The organism is Streptomyces sp. NPDC088732, assembly GCF_044751205.1.
Lineage (GTDB): Bacteria > Actinomycetota > Actinomycetes > Streptomycetales > Streptomycetaceae > Actinacidiphila.
This window is the reverse complement of sequence record NZ_JBIVLI010000027.1, coordinates 25,691-37,896: the sequence shown is the minus strand read 5'-3', so window position 1 is coordinate 37,896 and position 12,206 is coordinate 25,691. Positions and strand designations below refer to the sequence as shown.

The following is a 12,206-nucleotide window of genomic DNA, read 5'->3' as shown; positions in this document are numbered from 1 at the left end:
TCCGCAACGTCCGTCTCAACGTGTTGGTATCGAACTCCGCCTCCAGCCCCGGCCCCTCGGCGCCCGACTCCACCCCTACTGCGCGCTATGCGTAAAAGAACTCGTCGTTCTCCGAGGGTTGTACGACTCCTATTGGCGCACCCGGGACCGAGCTCACGACATGGCCGGCCGCCCGGACAGCGCCGGTTGCGTGCCCTCGGCGTGGCCTCCATTGGTGGGGGACTTCTTCCCGCATGCGTCTGCTGAGATCACCGCTCAGACTGGAAAGAGGCGGAGAGACGAGCACGTCAACGGCTGCTGCTCCATCGCACACTCCACCTGCGAGGTAGACGGCCCGCATACATGGGTGCCACTCGCCAGCCGGAGCCCCTGCTCGGCAGCCCCTGAAGGGAAAAACAATGGCTGATGTACCCAAGGCCGCTCTTGCTGCCGCGGTTCTCGGCGGCTACGTCCTGGGGCGGACGAAGAAGGGGCGGGTCGCGTTCGCGATGGCGACCTACCTGGCAGGTCGCCGTTTCGGGCTGGAGCCGCAACAGCTGCTTGTGGAAGGGGTCAAGCGGTTGCGTGAGCTTCCGCAGTTCGACGACCTCAACAAGCAGCTTCGCGGTGAGGCCCTCGAAGCCGGACGCAGGGCGGTGAGCGCGGTGGCCGACCGCAAACTCGCCGATCTGGCCGACTCCTTGCATCAGCGCACCGAACGCATAGGCAGCAGGGGCCAAGAGGAGCCGCACGACGAAGACGAAGAGCCCGAGGACGACTACGAGTACGAGGAAGAGGAGGAGGAGGAGCCGGAGGACCAAGAGCGCGACGAAGAACGGGATGAGCCTGAGGACGAGTACGAAGAAGATGAGGAAGAACCTGAGGAGGAAGAGGACGAGTACGAGGAAGAGCCGGAGGACGAGCACCAGCAGGAAGAAGAGCCCGCCCGTCGCCGTCGCCGTCCCGCCAAGGAGCCGGACGAGGAGCACGCTGCGAGTGCCCAGCGTCGTCGCGGTCGTCCTGAGAAGGCCGCCGCCCGTAAGACACCTGCCAAGAAGTCGGCCCCCGCGAAGAGGGCCCCCGCGAAGAAGGCAGCGGCGAAGAAGGCAGCGCCCGCGAAAAAGACGTCGACGGCGAGAAGGTCCTCGGCGTCGCCGAAGAGGACCACCGCAAAGACGAGCGGTGCGAAGAAGGCGACGGCGAAGAAGGCATCTCCAGGGCCGCGGAGGTAGACGCATGGTCGGGACGGCACGTGACACCGAAAATGGGCAGGGCTCGGGACTGGACCAGCTACGCGGAGCGCTCAAGGAGTTCGTGGGAGCCCAGGCGGAAAACCTTGCGGGCAAAGCCGGCGGCAAGCTGGGCGACCTCACCGACGGACTCTCGGGGGTAGCGGAGAACGGTGGCGTGCTCTCAAAGGCCGGTTTTCGGATGCTCCAGGGGGACTCACCGGTCAAGGCTCTGGTCGGCGAGAAGGCGAAAAGTGTGAAGGAAAGTGTGGTCGGCAAGGTCAAGGAGACGTTCGGTGGCGGAGGCGGCGGGAAGGGACGTAAGTCCGGCACCACCAAGGTCATGAACATCATCGAAGTGCAGGACGTGGGCATACCTATCCGTGACGCCTACGACCACTGGACCCAGTACGAGAAGTTCAGCAGCTTCACCAAGGGCGTGCGCAGCGTCTCGAAGGGTAAGGACGCCGACAGCGACTGGAAGGTCAAAGTCGGTCCCTCAACGCGTGGTTGGAAGGCTACAGTCCAGGAGCAGATACCGGACGAACGTATCGTGTGGACCTCGGAGGGAGCCAAGGGCACCACCCGTGGCTGCGTCAGCTTCCATGAAATGACACCCAATCTCACCCGCATCGTACTGGTCGTCGAGTACTACCCTTCCGGCTTCTTCGAGAAGACCGCCAACATCTGGCGTGCTCAAGGGCGGCGGCTGAGGCTGGATTTCAAGCACTTCCAACGCTACGTCACCTTGACCGACGAGGAGCCGGAAGCCTGGCGGGGTGAAATCCGTGACGGTGAAATCGTCCGCACACACGAGGAAGCCGTCGAGGAGGAGCAGCAGCAGGACGCAGGCGCCGACGAAGGCGCCGACGTCTACGCCGATGATCAGGACATGGAATATGAGGAGGGAGATGAAGGCGAGAGTGAGTACTACGACGGAGACGAAGACGAGGGGGAGGAAGACGACAACGAACTGCAAGAAGGTGAATACGAAGACGAGGAATACGAAGACGACGAGGAAAAGCGGGACGATCGATGATCGTCGGTGCGAATCGCCACGATGAAATAGTAGGTGAGGCCTTACGCGTCAGGGACGTCGGTCGTGTTGGACGATCGCGGCGCTGAGGGCGGTGGCGTACCAGCACCAAGCTGCATACGGCAGGAGGGCGGCAGTACCTCGCCGATCGCTGCGGGATACGGTGCGGATGACGTGGAGGTTGCTGACGTCCAACAGCAGGTTGCTGGCCAAGCCAGCGCGTGGGCTGCGGGCTGCGAAAAAGCTCCAGCTCCAGGCTGCGTTCAAAGTCAGGTTCACCGTCAGCGCGACTACCAAGTTCCTGCGCTCTGGCTCGCTCGCCCGGTTCCAGGTCCGTCCCGCCGACCATGCGATGGTCGCGTACAGCGGCGTCCAGACTGTCGGAAACACCCATGACGGCGGTTGCCACGGCGGTTTCGGTAGTTCCCGGTACCAGGCACTGTTCGTGTCAACGGCTGCAGCACCTGTTGCTGCTGCGGCGGCTACAGCGATTGCTGCACCAACGTAGGGCCTCCAGTTCAGCTCTGTGCCGAAACCCGGCATGAGTCGCGAATAACCCCCGCGTTCACTGATGAGCCTCATAGGCATAGACCTTCTTCGTTAACCCGTTATGGCAGATGGCTGTGCGAATTCTGACAGGGAGTAAGGCGTAAGGCCTGGCAGGCGCTGCACAGTAGTCAAGCGATCAAATAATTACGTCTTCGCCACTCGGCCTCAATTGTGCCTCGACGGGGGCCGTTTTGTACCCAACCTCTGCCTCGCTGTTGCCGAGCGCCGAAGCATTTCCCCCTGGTGGCCTGGTTGGTCACATGCCGAAGGAGTCAGTCCTAGTCTTTCCCGTGTCCGTCCGGCGGGGATGCGATGGCAACGGCCCTCGCTGTGTCCCCAGAGGATCGTTCTGTCGATGCGGACGCGGCGACCCCCGGCTCTGCATCTGGTCGGAACCACTGCCCCTCGCCGGGCCTGGAAGTGGCCTCGCTTCCGCGGGTGAGTGATCCCTCGGAGCGGAGTCTCCCGTAGAAGAGAACGGGCGCATGGTCCCGGGTCTCCACGCTGGGCCCGCCCGTCATTATCCGTTGGAGGTCACCCGTAAGGAGGCCCACCGGTTGCGCCTCCCGCCGGGACCGGCCACCGTGGTGTTTGTTGCTTGAGGGCTTCGTTCATCCCCCGGCGGAGTCCTCTGCCCATGAGCCGGCCCCCGCCACGGTGGTGTGGTGGGGGCCGAGCCGTGCGCCACGCAGGTACAGGTCTCGCGCCAAAGCCGCCAACCGCGGCGCTGGTTTCTGCGCAGGGACAGCCAAAGTTCGAAGTGGTCGAATGTGGTGGCAGCAGAAGTCGGGACGCCGAGGGGCGATGGCAACCGGCCCTCTTAAGAAATTTCCGGCCCCCTGGGGTTGTGCGATGCTCCTCCGATTACCCTGCTTTCGGCGCCAGGCACGGGGTACGGCCCATGCCACTCACAGATCAGGACGGTGGCATCGTCCTGGAGGCGCCCGCGGTGGTGATTGAGGACGGCGTGCATCAGACGGCGCAGCGTTTCGGGAACTGGCAGGTCCTCGGCCTGCTGGCGGATGATGAACTCGGTGAACCGGTCCAGCCCGAATTCCTGGCCTTTCGCGTCCCGCGCCTCGGTGACGCCGTCGGTGTACAGCAGCAGGCGGTCACCGGGTTGTAGATGCGCATGGCACAGGTTCACGGGAAGGCCGAGACCAGTGCCCATCGGGTGGGAGGGGGAGCAGACGCACATGGTGACCGAACGGTTGCCGCGGATCAGCACCGGTGGGGGGTGGCCGCGATTGACCCACGTCAGGCGGCCAGTGGACAGACTCAGGTCGGCCAGCACACCCGTGGCATAGCGGGTATGCGCGAATTGCTCGATCAGCACCTGATCGATGCCCTCGCTCATCGCCACCAGGCCGGCGTCGTGACGACGCTGATTTCGGCAGGCAGCCATCGCCAGGTTCGCCGTCAGTCCAGCTGCGGTGTCGTGGCCCATGGCGTCGAACACCGCCAGGTGCAGTACGTCACCGGCCAGTGCGTAGTCGAACGCATCACCGCCGACACGGTAGGCGGGCTCCATCTCGGCACAGACCACGATCTGGCCGTTGGCGAAAGTCCGGGGCGGCATCAGCGCCCATTGCATCTCCGCGACGATGTTCATCGGTTCGCTGCGGACCAGACGGGCGTGGGAGTCGCTGAAGGACCGTTTGCTCACGAGGTGCAGGCCGACCAGCGAGGCAAGGTGGCGGGCCGCTTCGAGCGCCTCGGCATCGGGGACATCCACCCGCAGGACACCCAGGCGCTGGGTACCGTCGAGGACGGGAACCCAGTGCCGCTGCAGCCCCGCCACAGATCCAGGCTCCGCCATGGTCCGTGTGAGGCGAAACGCCCGCCCTGGCAAGGTGGTCTCGATGGACAATTCATCACCATCCTGCCCGGCATTGACCCCCCGCCCGGTCAGTTCCCGCAGCATTTGCTGTCGCAGATCCGCCACATAGACGCGGACGTCCTGGAGACCGGCAACGGCCGCGTGCTCGGCCACCAAGCCCGGGAGCTGTTCCATGCTGGCCAGGTGACCGGCGCCCAGCAGCCCGCTCAGCATCCCCAGTAGGTCTTCCGTTCTCACCACGAAACCTTTCGCCACCTTGTCTCAGCGGCCGGGCGTGAGGTGCTCTGATCCACGGTGCGTCGAATCCGGCAGTGCGCAGCACGTCGGCCTCGGTCGTTCCACGAATCGTGTTGATGCTGCAGGCCTTCTGCCACGCGAAGGTCATCGGCGGCGGCGGCGCGGAGGCGACTTTCCGCGGAGGCTTTCCTGCCATACCAGGAAGGTCGCCTGAGCATCCAGGCATCTACCAGTAGTGCCGTCGTCCGCCAATGGCGTGGCCCAAGGCTCCCATGACCCACAGCACGAGGCCGATGACCACCAGGATGATGCCGATGGTCCACAGAATCGAGATTCCGGTGAGGAATCCGATGATCAGCAGAATGATGCCCAGGATGAGCATGGTGCCCTCCGTATGCCGGCGTTGAATGGGCGGTGGTGCGCCTGTGCCGTGCGTGCCTGACCGCTGGTTCCGCTCATCGGCTACTTGTCGAGAGCGCGCTCGAGTTCGGCCTTGTTCATGTGGGACCGGCCGTCGATGTTCCGGCGCTTGGCCTCCGCATACAGCTGGTCGCGGGTCGGTCCCTGTGATCCCTTGCCCGACCGTTGCCCGCCGCGGTGCCCAGAGGGCACGTCCTCGGTTGAACTGCGGCTGGCGGTCGAGGACTCGCCGGCCCGGGCGCGTTCCTTGTTGACCGTGCGCGCGGCGATTTCCTCGGCACGCTTCTCGCTCTCGCCGCGCTCCTTCGCACTCTCCTTGATGTGCTCGTACTGCCGTTCGCGCTTGCGGTTCGACCCTGCTGGCATCTCTTCACTCCACTTTGTGCGGTATGTCCATCGAGAAGCGACTACCCCTGCGGTGCATCCTCACCCGCATTCCGTCCTGGAGCAGGCCCAGCGTCTGGTCGTCCTCGGCTTTGGCTGCGGGTTTCCCGGGTGCAGGCCCTACAAGTGGTGGCTTTGGGGGCTCGCTCCCCTCGCTGCTCCACCCGGGCGGCACTTTGCTGGGCGGATAACGTGACCCGATTTGTTGGTCAAAGGTCAAGGCCGCCCGAGACCCTTCAACGCGCGGCCCCGCAGCGCACCAGGCCGTACGTGCACTTACGCTCCTGTGCAGCACGCTTCACCAGACGATTACGGGAGCGTTGGTCATGCCCAAAGCCCGGCTCAAGTGCCGTACGCCCGCCTCGGCCGCCGCCGTCGTCATCGCCGGCACCGGGCCCGGGGACGCGCAGCACCGCGTGCGCCAGGACGGCCGCCACGTCGTGATTGCCTACGCCAATGCCGGCTGGCCGTTCGACGTTGCTGAATGGGCGGCGCTGGAAGGGCACGCCAGCGACAAGGCCGCGGCCCGCATGATGGTCAAACTGCGGGACTAAACGCCGCAGCAGCCGGCTTGCGGCGAGTCAGGGTGCGTCCGGTTGGGCCAGCGCTCAGTCTTGATGTGCAGCCCCGTTCGTATATGAGTCGCGCACGCCTATCGGGCGGGGCTGCTCGGGCGTGAGCCCTCGCCATGCATGGCTGCGGCGGGGTTGCTACTGCCAGACGGCCGGGCCCTCGTCGCGCCAGTCGATGAGCTCGGGGTCGGTGATGTCGACTGTGTCGGGGTCGAGACCGGCGCGACGCAGGAACTCCAGCAGATCGTCCGCGTTGAAGGCGACGCCGAGGATCTCTTCCTCCGTCCGAACCTGCCGGCCGCCGCTCGGTGACACGGGCATCACGATCACGCGGTGGTCCATTCGCTCAGGATGACCCTGGGCGAATGGCGGCGCATCCTGGAATTGCGGCCCTGCCTGCGCATCGGCAGCTTCGGCGCCTTCGGGGCAGGGCCGCCCGGAGAGAGGTCCGGCGCCGCCCTGGCTAGGCCGCGTCGGATACTCCACGTCACCCATTGAGCGCCCTCCGCGTGCGCCTGTAATCGAGACCGGGCAGGCTCGGGGGTGCGAGCCCGAGGGCCACGGTCCGGAACCCGCCAGGCACTCGCGCCATTGGGATCGGCCCCCCGCTGCGGCGAAGCGACGGGGGGCCGAGGTCGTTGCACCTACGGTTTGGGCGCCGGCAGATCATTTACGGGACGTTCGTGGTCCCGACTGCGGCCGTGCAGGGGCGCGGCTCCGGGAGAGAGCGGTTGGTGCCGATTGCGCCTTGACGGTTCGAGACAAGAAGATGGACGGTACTCGCTGTACTGCAACAGGTATGCCCTCGCGCAGTGTTCGAAGGCTGAAGCTCGTCGTCCTTGCCGGCGCCATCGGGCACTGGACCGGACTGCCCTCACCACCTCCCACAGCGTCCCCGCCCGGGCGATTTGCCCACCTTGTTTTCCATCAACAACGCAACGCGTGCGGGGAACCGCTTCCGCCCGTCAAAAATGGGGACGCTTTCCGACTGGGAGACCGCGATCGGTCTGTCGCAGTTCCACGTACAGATCGAGGAACACGGCAAGGTGCCCACCCGGCCAGCGCCGTCATACAGCACGGGGCCGCCACTAACCAGGCAGGCCGCCCCGGGTCATAAGCCATGGCCGGGCCCCGAAACGTGGATTCTTCGCTGTCAGATCGGCACCTTGTGGGCTCTGCCCGCCCGTTCGTACCAGCCGCGATGGCGGCGGCGGCCGCGGTGGGTCACGGTGGGGGAACACCGGCGGGCGCCGCTGTGTGAGCGCTATCCAAGGAGCCGGGAGCATGTCCGAACGCCATACGGTCTTGCGGAGCTTGCACGATGTGGGGCTGGCCGCGTGGTTCGGCGGCTCCCTGATGGGCGCGGTCGGTCTGAACGGCGCCGCCCGGGCTGAAGGCAGTGGCGAGCGGGAGACCGCGCGGATCGCGGCCTGCGGCTGGGAGAGGTGGAGCCCGGTCAACGCTGCCGCGATCGGCTGCCACCTGGTCGGCGCCGGCGGCCTGCTCGCGGTGAACGCGCCCCGGGTCGCCGTCCAGCAGGGCGTGGCGACCTCCACCCTGGTCAAGACGGTGCTCACTGGGGCCGCGCTGGCCGCTACCGCATACAGCGGCGTACTCGGAAGGAAGATCAAGCTCGCCTCCTCCGACCGTCCGGAAGACGCGCAGAAGGCGACCGAGCACCCCGTCGACATCACCACCGCGCAGCGACATCTCGCCTGCCTGCAATGGCTGGTGCCCGCGCTGACCGGCGGACTCGTCATCGTCAACGCCCTACACGGAGAACAGCAACGCCCCGTCCAGCAGGTCCACGGCGTGTGGCAGCGAGCCCGCTCCCTCGCCCAGCACACCACCGCACTCCCCACCCACGCGCCAGCCGTCCCCAGCTGGCACATGACGCACTGACCCCAGCACATGCACCCCGGATCGCTTCCCGCGGCCGGCTCCGGCCCTGTTCACGCGTAGTGCTCGCATCGCGGGGCAGACGCGCAGTCAGGAGGTCGACGACATGGTTCCTTTGATTCTTGTTCTGCTGCTCGCCCTAGTCCTGTTCGGCGCGGGCTTCGCCCTCAAGGCGCTGTGGTGGATCGCCATCATCGTGCTGGTGGTGTGGGCCCTCGGGTTCGTCTTCCGAGCCGCCGAAGGCGGCGGACGCCGCCGCTGGTACCGATGGTGACCTGACACCACCCCAGATCAAGGGCGGGGTTCGTGCCGCCGACCGGGCCGCGAGCCCCACCCCTTGCACTGTTCGGCCACGGCCCGGGGTAGGCGAGCAGCAAGCGGCTTGCTGGCACCGCGCTCCCGGGAACCGGCGGACCTCCCCGGCGAGCCGCCCCGTCACACGCGGCCGGCAACAAGAGAATCGCCCGCCCGGCACGTTTGCAGCGTTGTCCGGCGGTCAGACGCACAACAATTCCTCGACGTCAACGGCAGAAAGGTGCACCGTATGACTGCCAACGAGAAGGCCAAGGCGAAGACCGAGCAGGCTGTGGGCAAGGCAAAGGCGGCCGCGGGCAAGGCCGTGGGCAACGAGCGCTTGACTGCCAAGGGCCGCGCCGAGCAGGCCAAGGCCGACGCCCGCGAGGCCAAGGAGAAGCTCAAGGACGTCGGACAGGACATCACCCGGCCCTGAACCAGCAGCACGAGCCACATTGCGTGTGGGGCCGCCCCTAGGGGCGGCCCCACACGCACGTCTGCGGCACTGATCACGAAAGTGTCGGGCTGAACCGGTCGGCCCGTCCTACGTTGGAATGCGTCCGTCCGGCCGGTGCAGAACACGTTGCCGCGTGCGCCACCGGCCGGACAGACACCTGACAGGACGCCGTGCGGCGCCTGGTGGTTTGGACGTTGGCCAGATCGTCCCCGACGCCGTAGTGGAAGGTCCGCTGGACCACAGGAAGGGTGTACTGCGCCAGTTCCTTGCGCTCGATGAGACGGCACGGCACAGCTCGTGCAGGTCTGGCGGTACGCCGTAAACGTGACGTGGCCGACGGTTCGTCGTTGAACCCATGAGACGCACATCGCCTCCAGCACGGGGCCCCGGCCACCAGTGGCCGGGGCCCCGTGCTGTTCGTAGGCGTCATCCGACGGCCGCGCCCTGGGAGGGGCCTCCACAGGTAGGCGCCGCCGGGACGGCCAGGAGCGGTCGCGGCCTGCTCTGGTCGGCACGGCTCTGCCTGAACCGCCCCGTCTCAGCAGGCGGCATCACCATGCGTCAGATACGGTGACCGAGCGTGCATGCCGTCGTGTATGCGTCTGGCATGTGCCAAATGCGGCCTACGGCCGGCCTTTACTCTGAGAGAGGAACACCAGTGAACGCTCGAATCGGGATGCGCTGCGGCAAGGCGCTTGCGGTCATAGCCCTGGCCGCGACAGCGGCGTCGACGATCTCGGGATCGTCGACTGCTGTCGCGGACGAAAAAGGTCTCTTCTCGGACCACTGGGGGGTGATCACCCGCAACACGATCGGCTCCCCCGTTGCGATACTGCGGAGCGGGCCGTTCGGCTCCTTCGGCGTGCAGGGGCCTGCGTCCCAGCCGCCCTACGGCACCGGCAGCCTGGGTATCGCGGTCGCGAACAATTCCACCACGCTCACTCCTCCGAGTGAGAAGGTTGACTTCGGCAACGAGCGCGACTTCTATGGCAACCCGGTGCTCGGCTTGACCAGGGTCGGCTTCCACGTCTTCCAGACCGGCGAGAACGTCGGCTACGGCGGCCCGAGCAACATGCCGAACATCAGGTTCGAGATCGACCCGAACATGACCGCCGGCGACAACTACTCCACCATGGTGTGGACCCCGCCCCCATTGCCGGTGGTCGACCGCTGGAGCCCCTACCTCGACGCCACCACCACCGGCACCTGGTTCCTCACCGGCAACGAGACCTCCTGCACCCAGACCACCCCGTGCACGTTCGCGCAGCTCAAGGCGTCCTTCACCGGAGGCGTGGGGCAACCGACCATCCTCACCGTCGCGGTCGGCAAGGGGCGCGACCACATGTGGATCGGCGCCGTCGACGGCCTCCGCATCAACCGCAACGTCTACGACTTCGAAGCAGACGGCGTCAAAACCCGCCTCCAGCCCTTCTGACAGGACCAGGCCAGCAGGGCAATCACATGCATCACCATGTGGCGTGCGTCCACGGCCGGCTGATGCGGGCACTTTCCGGTGCCGGGCCCATCCCTGGGCCTGGCACCCATAGAGAGGTGACCGCTGCCGTCACGGGGATCGTCAGCTCAGAGTGGCGGATGGCTCATGCGTGTGATGGTGACGATCACGGTGAGAGCCTTTGCAGGCAAGCCGTGGGTAGCCAGCAGCGTGAGCAGGGAAGCCGTGGTCCGGTCGTGAACGGTGCGGGCTACATCCAGAGCTCGCAGGCCTTCGGTCATGACGCAACGCACCTCCACTATCCAGCCCGAGCCTTCCTCGCCGGACGTGACCCGGATGCCGGAGCGCGGTGAAGCGAGACCGTCGCCTCTCACGCCTGGGACCTGCCGTGAGGCAGCTTGAGCCAGTCGGCTGGCGAGGGTGGGCTGCAGAGCGACCACCCCGGGGACCGCGAGCGTGGTCTCGGCGGCGACCTGCCGGATGTCAGCGATGGTGCAGGCGGTCATCGGGTGCCGTCCTGCCCGCCGCCGCCCTGAGAGACCGAATGATGCTCCCGGGCTGCCTGCTCTACGTCGATCACGGTGACGTCCACGGCGGTCACCCTCAGTCCCAAGGCATGGTCGGCTGCGGCGTTGACCGCGTGCCGTACCAGCGCAGCGGTTTCCTGCAGCGGCCGGCCCAGAACAGCAGCCAGGGTGATGCTCACCGACACGCCCGCCGACTGGTCGGCTGGAATGATGCGGCAGCTCGCTGTGGTGACGCCGGGTATCGAGTCAGCTGCGCGCCGCAAAACGGCGGCTGCCGTATGTTCGGCGATCTGGAGACTGCGCGTGACATCGTCCAACGGCACCATGGGCCCCAGGCGCACCTCGTTCCGGATGATGTCCATGACGCGGGAGATCAGCTGCTGCGAGCTGGGTGGTTCTTGCTCCCGCAGGGCTGTTGTCGCCGTGTTCAAAGCGGCCAGGCCCTCCGTGGCTTCGCGGCAATAAGGGCAGGTGGACAGGTGGTTGTCGGCGGCCGGGGTGGCGTCCCGCGCCTGTTCCCACGCGTGGCTGAGGGTGCGCCCGCAGGTGAGCAGTTCGTCACCGGTGAACCGGCGGACCTCTTCGAGGCTGTCGCCGTCTAGGGACGCCGATCGGCTTCCGGAGTGCGGGGGCCGGGGTGGACGGTCGTCTAGCGCCATGTGCCCAGTGCCTCCTTCAGGGTTCGCCGTGCTCGGAAGAGCCGCCCGCGGACCGTCTGCTCGGTCGTGCCGGTCACGTGGGCAATCTGTGCGTAGCGCAGTCCGTGGAGTTCACGCAGGATCCAGCAGATCCGCTGCTGCGGTTCCAGAGCACTGAGGGCGCCGGCAAGGGCATCGGACAAGGCGTCGTGTTCGGCTGCCCGTGCTGGGGAGCTGCCTATGCCCGCGGCAGTGGGTTCGGGCACTGAATTCAACGGTACCGGTGTCGGCTGGGCGCGCAGGAGGTTCAGGCAGCGGTTGACGGTGATGCGGTACATCCAAGTGCTGAAGGCCGAGGCGTGGCGGAATTCGGGCAGCCGCCTCCAGGCGCTGATGAAAGCGTCCTGAACGGCATCCTCTGCGTCCTGGAGGTTGCCCAGGGTGTGAAAAGCCAAGGCGAGCAAGGGACTGCTGTGGCGCCGGACCAGGATGGCGAAGGCTTCCTCATCGCCTTCGCCGGCGCGTATCGCCAGCAGATCATCCGGTGCGGAGGCCAAGCCGTTGGACCAGGCCGGGGCAGATGGCTCGGAAGCCGAGTTCAGGCCGGCCGTTCCGCGTGAGGAGGCACTGACGCTGTGTGTCATCACCGCACCTCCTCGCGGCCTTACACGTGCCCCACATGGGCCGCTTGA

The 12,206-nt window shown here is 66.5% G+C and carries 15 protein-coding genes; 7 read left to right on the top strand and 8 right to left on the bottom strand.

Going from position 1 to position 12,206, the window contains the following annotated elements:
- Positions 1 to 398: 398 nt before the first annotated feature.
- Together ACIP9H_RS34975 and ACIP9H_RS34970 are read left to right on the top strand one after the other, a co-directional pair.
- Positions 399 to 1,211: a histone protein gene (locus ACIP9H_RS34975; RefSeq protein WP_401597431.1), complete on the top strand. Its 813-nt coding sequence runs from the start codon at positions 399 to 401 to the stop codon at positions 1,209 to 1,211.
- Between the two features lie 4 nt (positions 1,212 to 1,215).
- Positions 1,216 to 2,247, top strand: coding sequence for an SRPBCC family protein (locus ACIP9H_RS34970; RefSeq protein WP_401597433.1), 1,032 nt, complete (start codon positions 1,216 to 1,218; stop codon positions 2,245 to 2,247).
- Between the two features lie 48 nt (positions 2,248 to 2,295).
- On the opposite strand, the gene ACIP9H_RS34965 is transcribed toward ACIP9H_RS34970, so the two are convergent.
- From ACIP9H_RS34965 to ACIP9H_RS34950, 4 genes are all read right to left on the bottom strand, one after another.
- Complete coding sequence (locus ACIP9H_RS34965) at positions 2,296 to 2,787, bottom strand: TspO/MBR family protein (RefSeq protein WP_401963130.1); 492 nt, start codon at positions 2,785 to 2,787, stop codon at positions 2,296 to 2,298.
- 826 nt (positions 2,788 to 3,613) lie between these two features.
- The gene (locus ACIP9H_RS34960; RefSeq protein WP_401597467.1) at positions 3,614 to 4,846 is read right to left on the bottom strand and encodes a PP2C family protein-serine/threonine phosphatase; all 1,233 of its coding nucleotides are present in this window, start codon (positions 4,844 to 4,846) and stop codon (positions 3,614 to 3,616) included.
- A gap of 250 nt (positions 4,847 to 5,096) precedes the next feature.
- On the bottom strand, positions 5,097 to 5,252 hold the full coding sequence (locus ACIP9H_RS34955) for a DUF6131 family protein (protein WP_401597438.1): 156 nt from the start codon (positions 5,250 to 5,252) through the stop codon (positions 5,097 to 5,099).
- 80 nt (positions 5,253 to 5,332) lie between these two features.
- The gene (locus ACIP9H_RS34950) at positions 5,333 to 5,656 is read right to left on the bottom strand and encodes a plasmid stabilization protein (RefSeq protein WP_401597440.1); all 324 of its coding nucleotides are present in this window, start codon (positions 5,654 to 5,656) and stop codon (positions 5,333 to 5,335) included.
- A 344-nt stretch (positions 5,657 to 6,000) separates the two neighbouring features.
- Here ACIP9H_RS34950 and ACIP9H_RS34945 point away from each other — a divergent pair, with 344 nt between their 5' ends.
- Positions 6,001 to 6,228 (top strand): hypothetical protein, encoded by a 228-nt coding sequence (locus tag ACIP9H_RS34945; RefSeq protein WP_401597443.1) that lies wholly within the window; start codon positions 6,001 to 6,003, stop codon positions 6,226 to 6,228.
- Between the two features lie 156 nt (positions 6,229 to 6,384).
- On the opposite strand, the gene ACIP9H_RS34940 is transcribed toward ACIP9H_RS34945, so the two are convergent.
- Positions 6,385 to 6,588, bottom strand: coding sequence for a hypothetical protein (locus ACIP9H_RS34940; protein WP_401597446.1), 204 nt, complete (start codon positions 6,586 to 6,588; stop codon positions 6,385 to 6,387).
- 942 nt (positions 6,589 to 7,530) lie between these two features.
- On the opposite strand from ACIP9H_RS34940, the gene ACIP9H_RS34935 reads away from it, so the two are divergent.
- The 4 genes from ACIP9H_RS34935 (at position 7,531) to ACIP9H_RS34920 (ending at position 10,331) form a co-directional block, all read left to right on the top strand.
- Positions 7,531 to 8,148 carry a hypothetical protein gene (locus ACIP9H_RS34935; protein WP_401597449.1) on the top strand — a complete coding sequence of 206 codons (618 nt, stop codon included), beginning with the start codon at positions 7,531 to 7,533 and terminating at the stop codon, positions 8,146 to 8,148.
- 103 nt (positions 8,149 to 8,251) lie between these two features.
- Entirely contained in the window at positions 8,252 to 8,419 is a 168-nt protein-coding gene (locus tag ACIP9H_RS34930; RefSeq protein ID WP_401597451.1) for a hydrophobic protein, read from the top strand.
- A 270-nt stretch (positions 8,420 to 8,689) separates the two neighbouring features.
- Positions 8,690 to 8,875: a CsbD family protein gene (locus ACIP9H_RS34925; RefSeq protein ID WP_401597454.1), complete on the top strand. Its 186-nt coding sequence runs from the start codon at positions 8,690 to 8,692 to the stop codon at positions 8,873 to 8,875.
- A gap of 679 nt (positions 8,876 to 9,554) precedes the next feature.
- On the top strand, positions 9,555 to 10,331 hold the full coding sequence (locus ACIP9H_RS34920) for a hypothetical protein (protein WP_401597457.1): 777 nt from the start codon (positions 9,555 to 9,557) through the stop codon (positions 10,329 to 10,331).
- A 146-nt stretch (positions 10,332 to 10,477) separates the two neighbouring features.
- Here ACIP9H_RS34920 and ACIP9H_RS34915 read toward each other — a convergent pair whose 3' ends face one another.
- From ACIP9H_RS34915 to ACIP9H_RS34905, 3 genes are read right to left on the bottom strand one after another with little or no spacing between them, the layout of a single operon-like run.
- The gene (locus tag ACIP9H_RS34915; protein ID WP_401597460.1) at positions 10,478 to 10,855 is read right to left on the bottom strand and encodes a hypothetical protein; all 378 of its coding nucleotides are present in this window, start codon (positions 10,853 to 10,855) and stop codon (positions 10,478 to 10,480) included.
- Positions 10,852 to 11,535: an Asp23/Gls24 family envelope stress response protein gene (locus ACIP9H_RS34910; RefSeq protein WP_401597463.1), complete on the bottom strand. Its 684-nt coding sequence runs from the start codon at positions 11,533 to 11,535 to the stop codon at positions 10,852 to 10,854. Before ACIP9H_RS34910 ends, ACIP9H_RS34915 begins: the two co-directional genes overlap by 4 nt.
- The gene (locus ACIP9H_RS34905; protein ID WP_401963073.1) at positions 11,526 to 12,158 is read right to left on the bottom strand and encodes an RNA polymerase sigma factor; all 633 of its coding nucleotides are present in this window, start codon (positions 12,156 to 12,158) and stop codon (positions 11,526 to 11,528) included. Before ACIP9H_RS34905 ends, ACIP9H_RS34910 begins: the two co-directional genes overlap by 10 nt.
- Positions 12,159 to 12,206 lie beyond the last annotated feature (48 nt).

Excerpts from the sequence above, each read along its gene's own strand:
- ACIP9H_RS34915 (WP_401597460.1), bottom strand. The coding sequence starts at position 10,855 with ATGACCGCCTGCACCATCGCTGACATCCGGCAGGTCGCCGCCGAGACC.
- ACIP9H_RS34975 (WP_401597431.1), top strand. The coding sequence starts at position 399 with ATGGCTGATGTACCCAAGGCCGCTCTTGCTGCCGCGGTTCTCGGCGGC.
- ACIP9H_RS34910 (WP_401597463.1), bottom strand. The coding sequence starts at position 11,535 with ATGGCGCTAGACGACCGTCCACCCCGGCCCCCGCACTCCGGAAGCCGA.
- ACIP9H_RS34945 (WP_401597443.1), top strand. The coding sequence starts at position 6,001 with ATGCCCAAAGCCCGGCTCAAGTGCCGTACGCCCGCCTCGGCCGCCGCC.
- ACIP9H_RS34960 (WP_401597467.1), bottom strand. The coding sequence starts at position 4,846 with ATGCTGAGCGGGCTGCTGGGCGCCGGTCACCTGGCCAGCATGGAACAG.
- ACIP9H_RS34940 (WP_401597446.1), bottom strand. The coding sequence starts at position 6,588 with ATGGACCACCGCGTGATCGTGATGCCCGTGTCACCGAGCGGCGGCCGG.
- ACIP9H_RS34925 (WP_401597454.1), top strand. The coding sequence starts at position 8,690 with ATGACTGCCAACGAGAAGGCCAAGGCGAAGACCGAGCAGGCTGTGGGC.
- ACIP9H_RS34935 (WP_401597449.1), top strand. The coding sequence starts at position 7,531 with ATGTCCGAACGCCATACGGTCTTGCGGAGCTTGCACGATGTGGGGCTG.
- ACIP9H_RS34965 (WP_401963130.1), bottom strand. The coding sequence starts at position 2,787 with ATGCCGGGTTTCGGCACAGAGCTGAACTGGAGGCCCTACGTTGGTGCA.
- ACIP9H_RS34905 (WP_401963073.1), bottom strand. The coding sequence starts at position 12,158 with ATGACACACAGCGTCAGTGCCTCCTCACGCGGAACGGCCGGCCTGAAC.
- ACIP9H_RS34955 (WP_401597438.1), bottom strand. The coding sequence starts at position 5,252 with ATGCTCATCCTGGGCATCATTCTGCTGATCATCGGATTCCTCACCGGA.
- ACIP9H_RS34950 (WP_401597440.1), bottom strand. The coding sequence starts at position 5,656 with ATGCCAGCAGGGTCGAACCGCAAGCGCGAACGGCAGTACGAGCACATC.
- ACIP9H_RS34930 (WP_401597451.1), top strand. The coding sequence starts at position 8,252 with ATGGTTCCTTTGATTCTTGTTCTGCTGCTCGCCCTAGTCCTGTTCGGC.
- ACIP9H_RS34970 (WP_401597433.1), top strand. The coding sequence starts at position 1,216 with ATGGTCGGGACGGCACGTGACACCGAAAATGGGCAGGGCTCGGGACTG.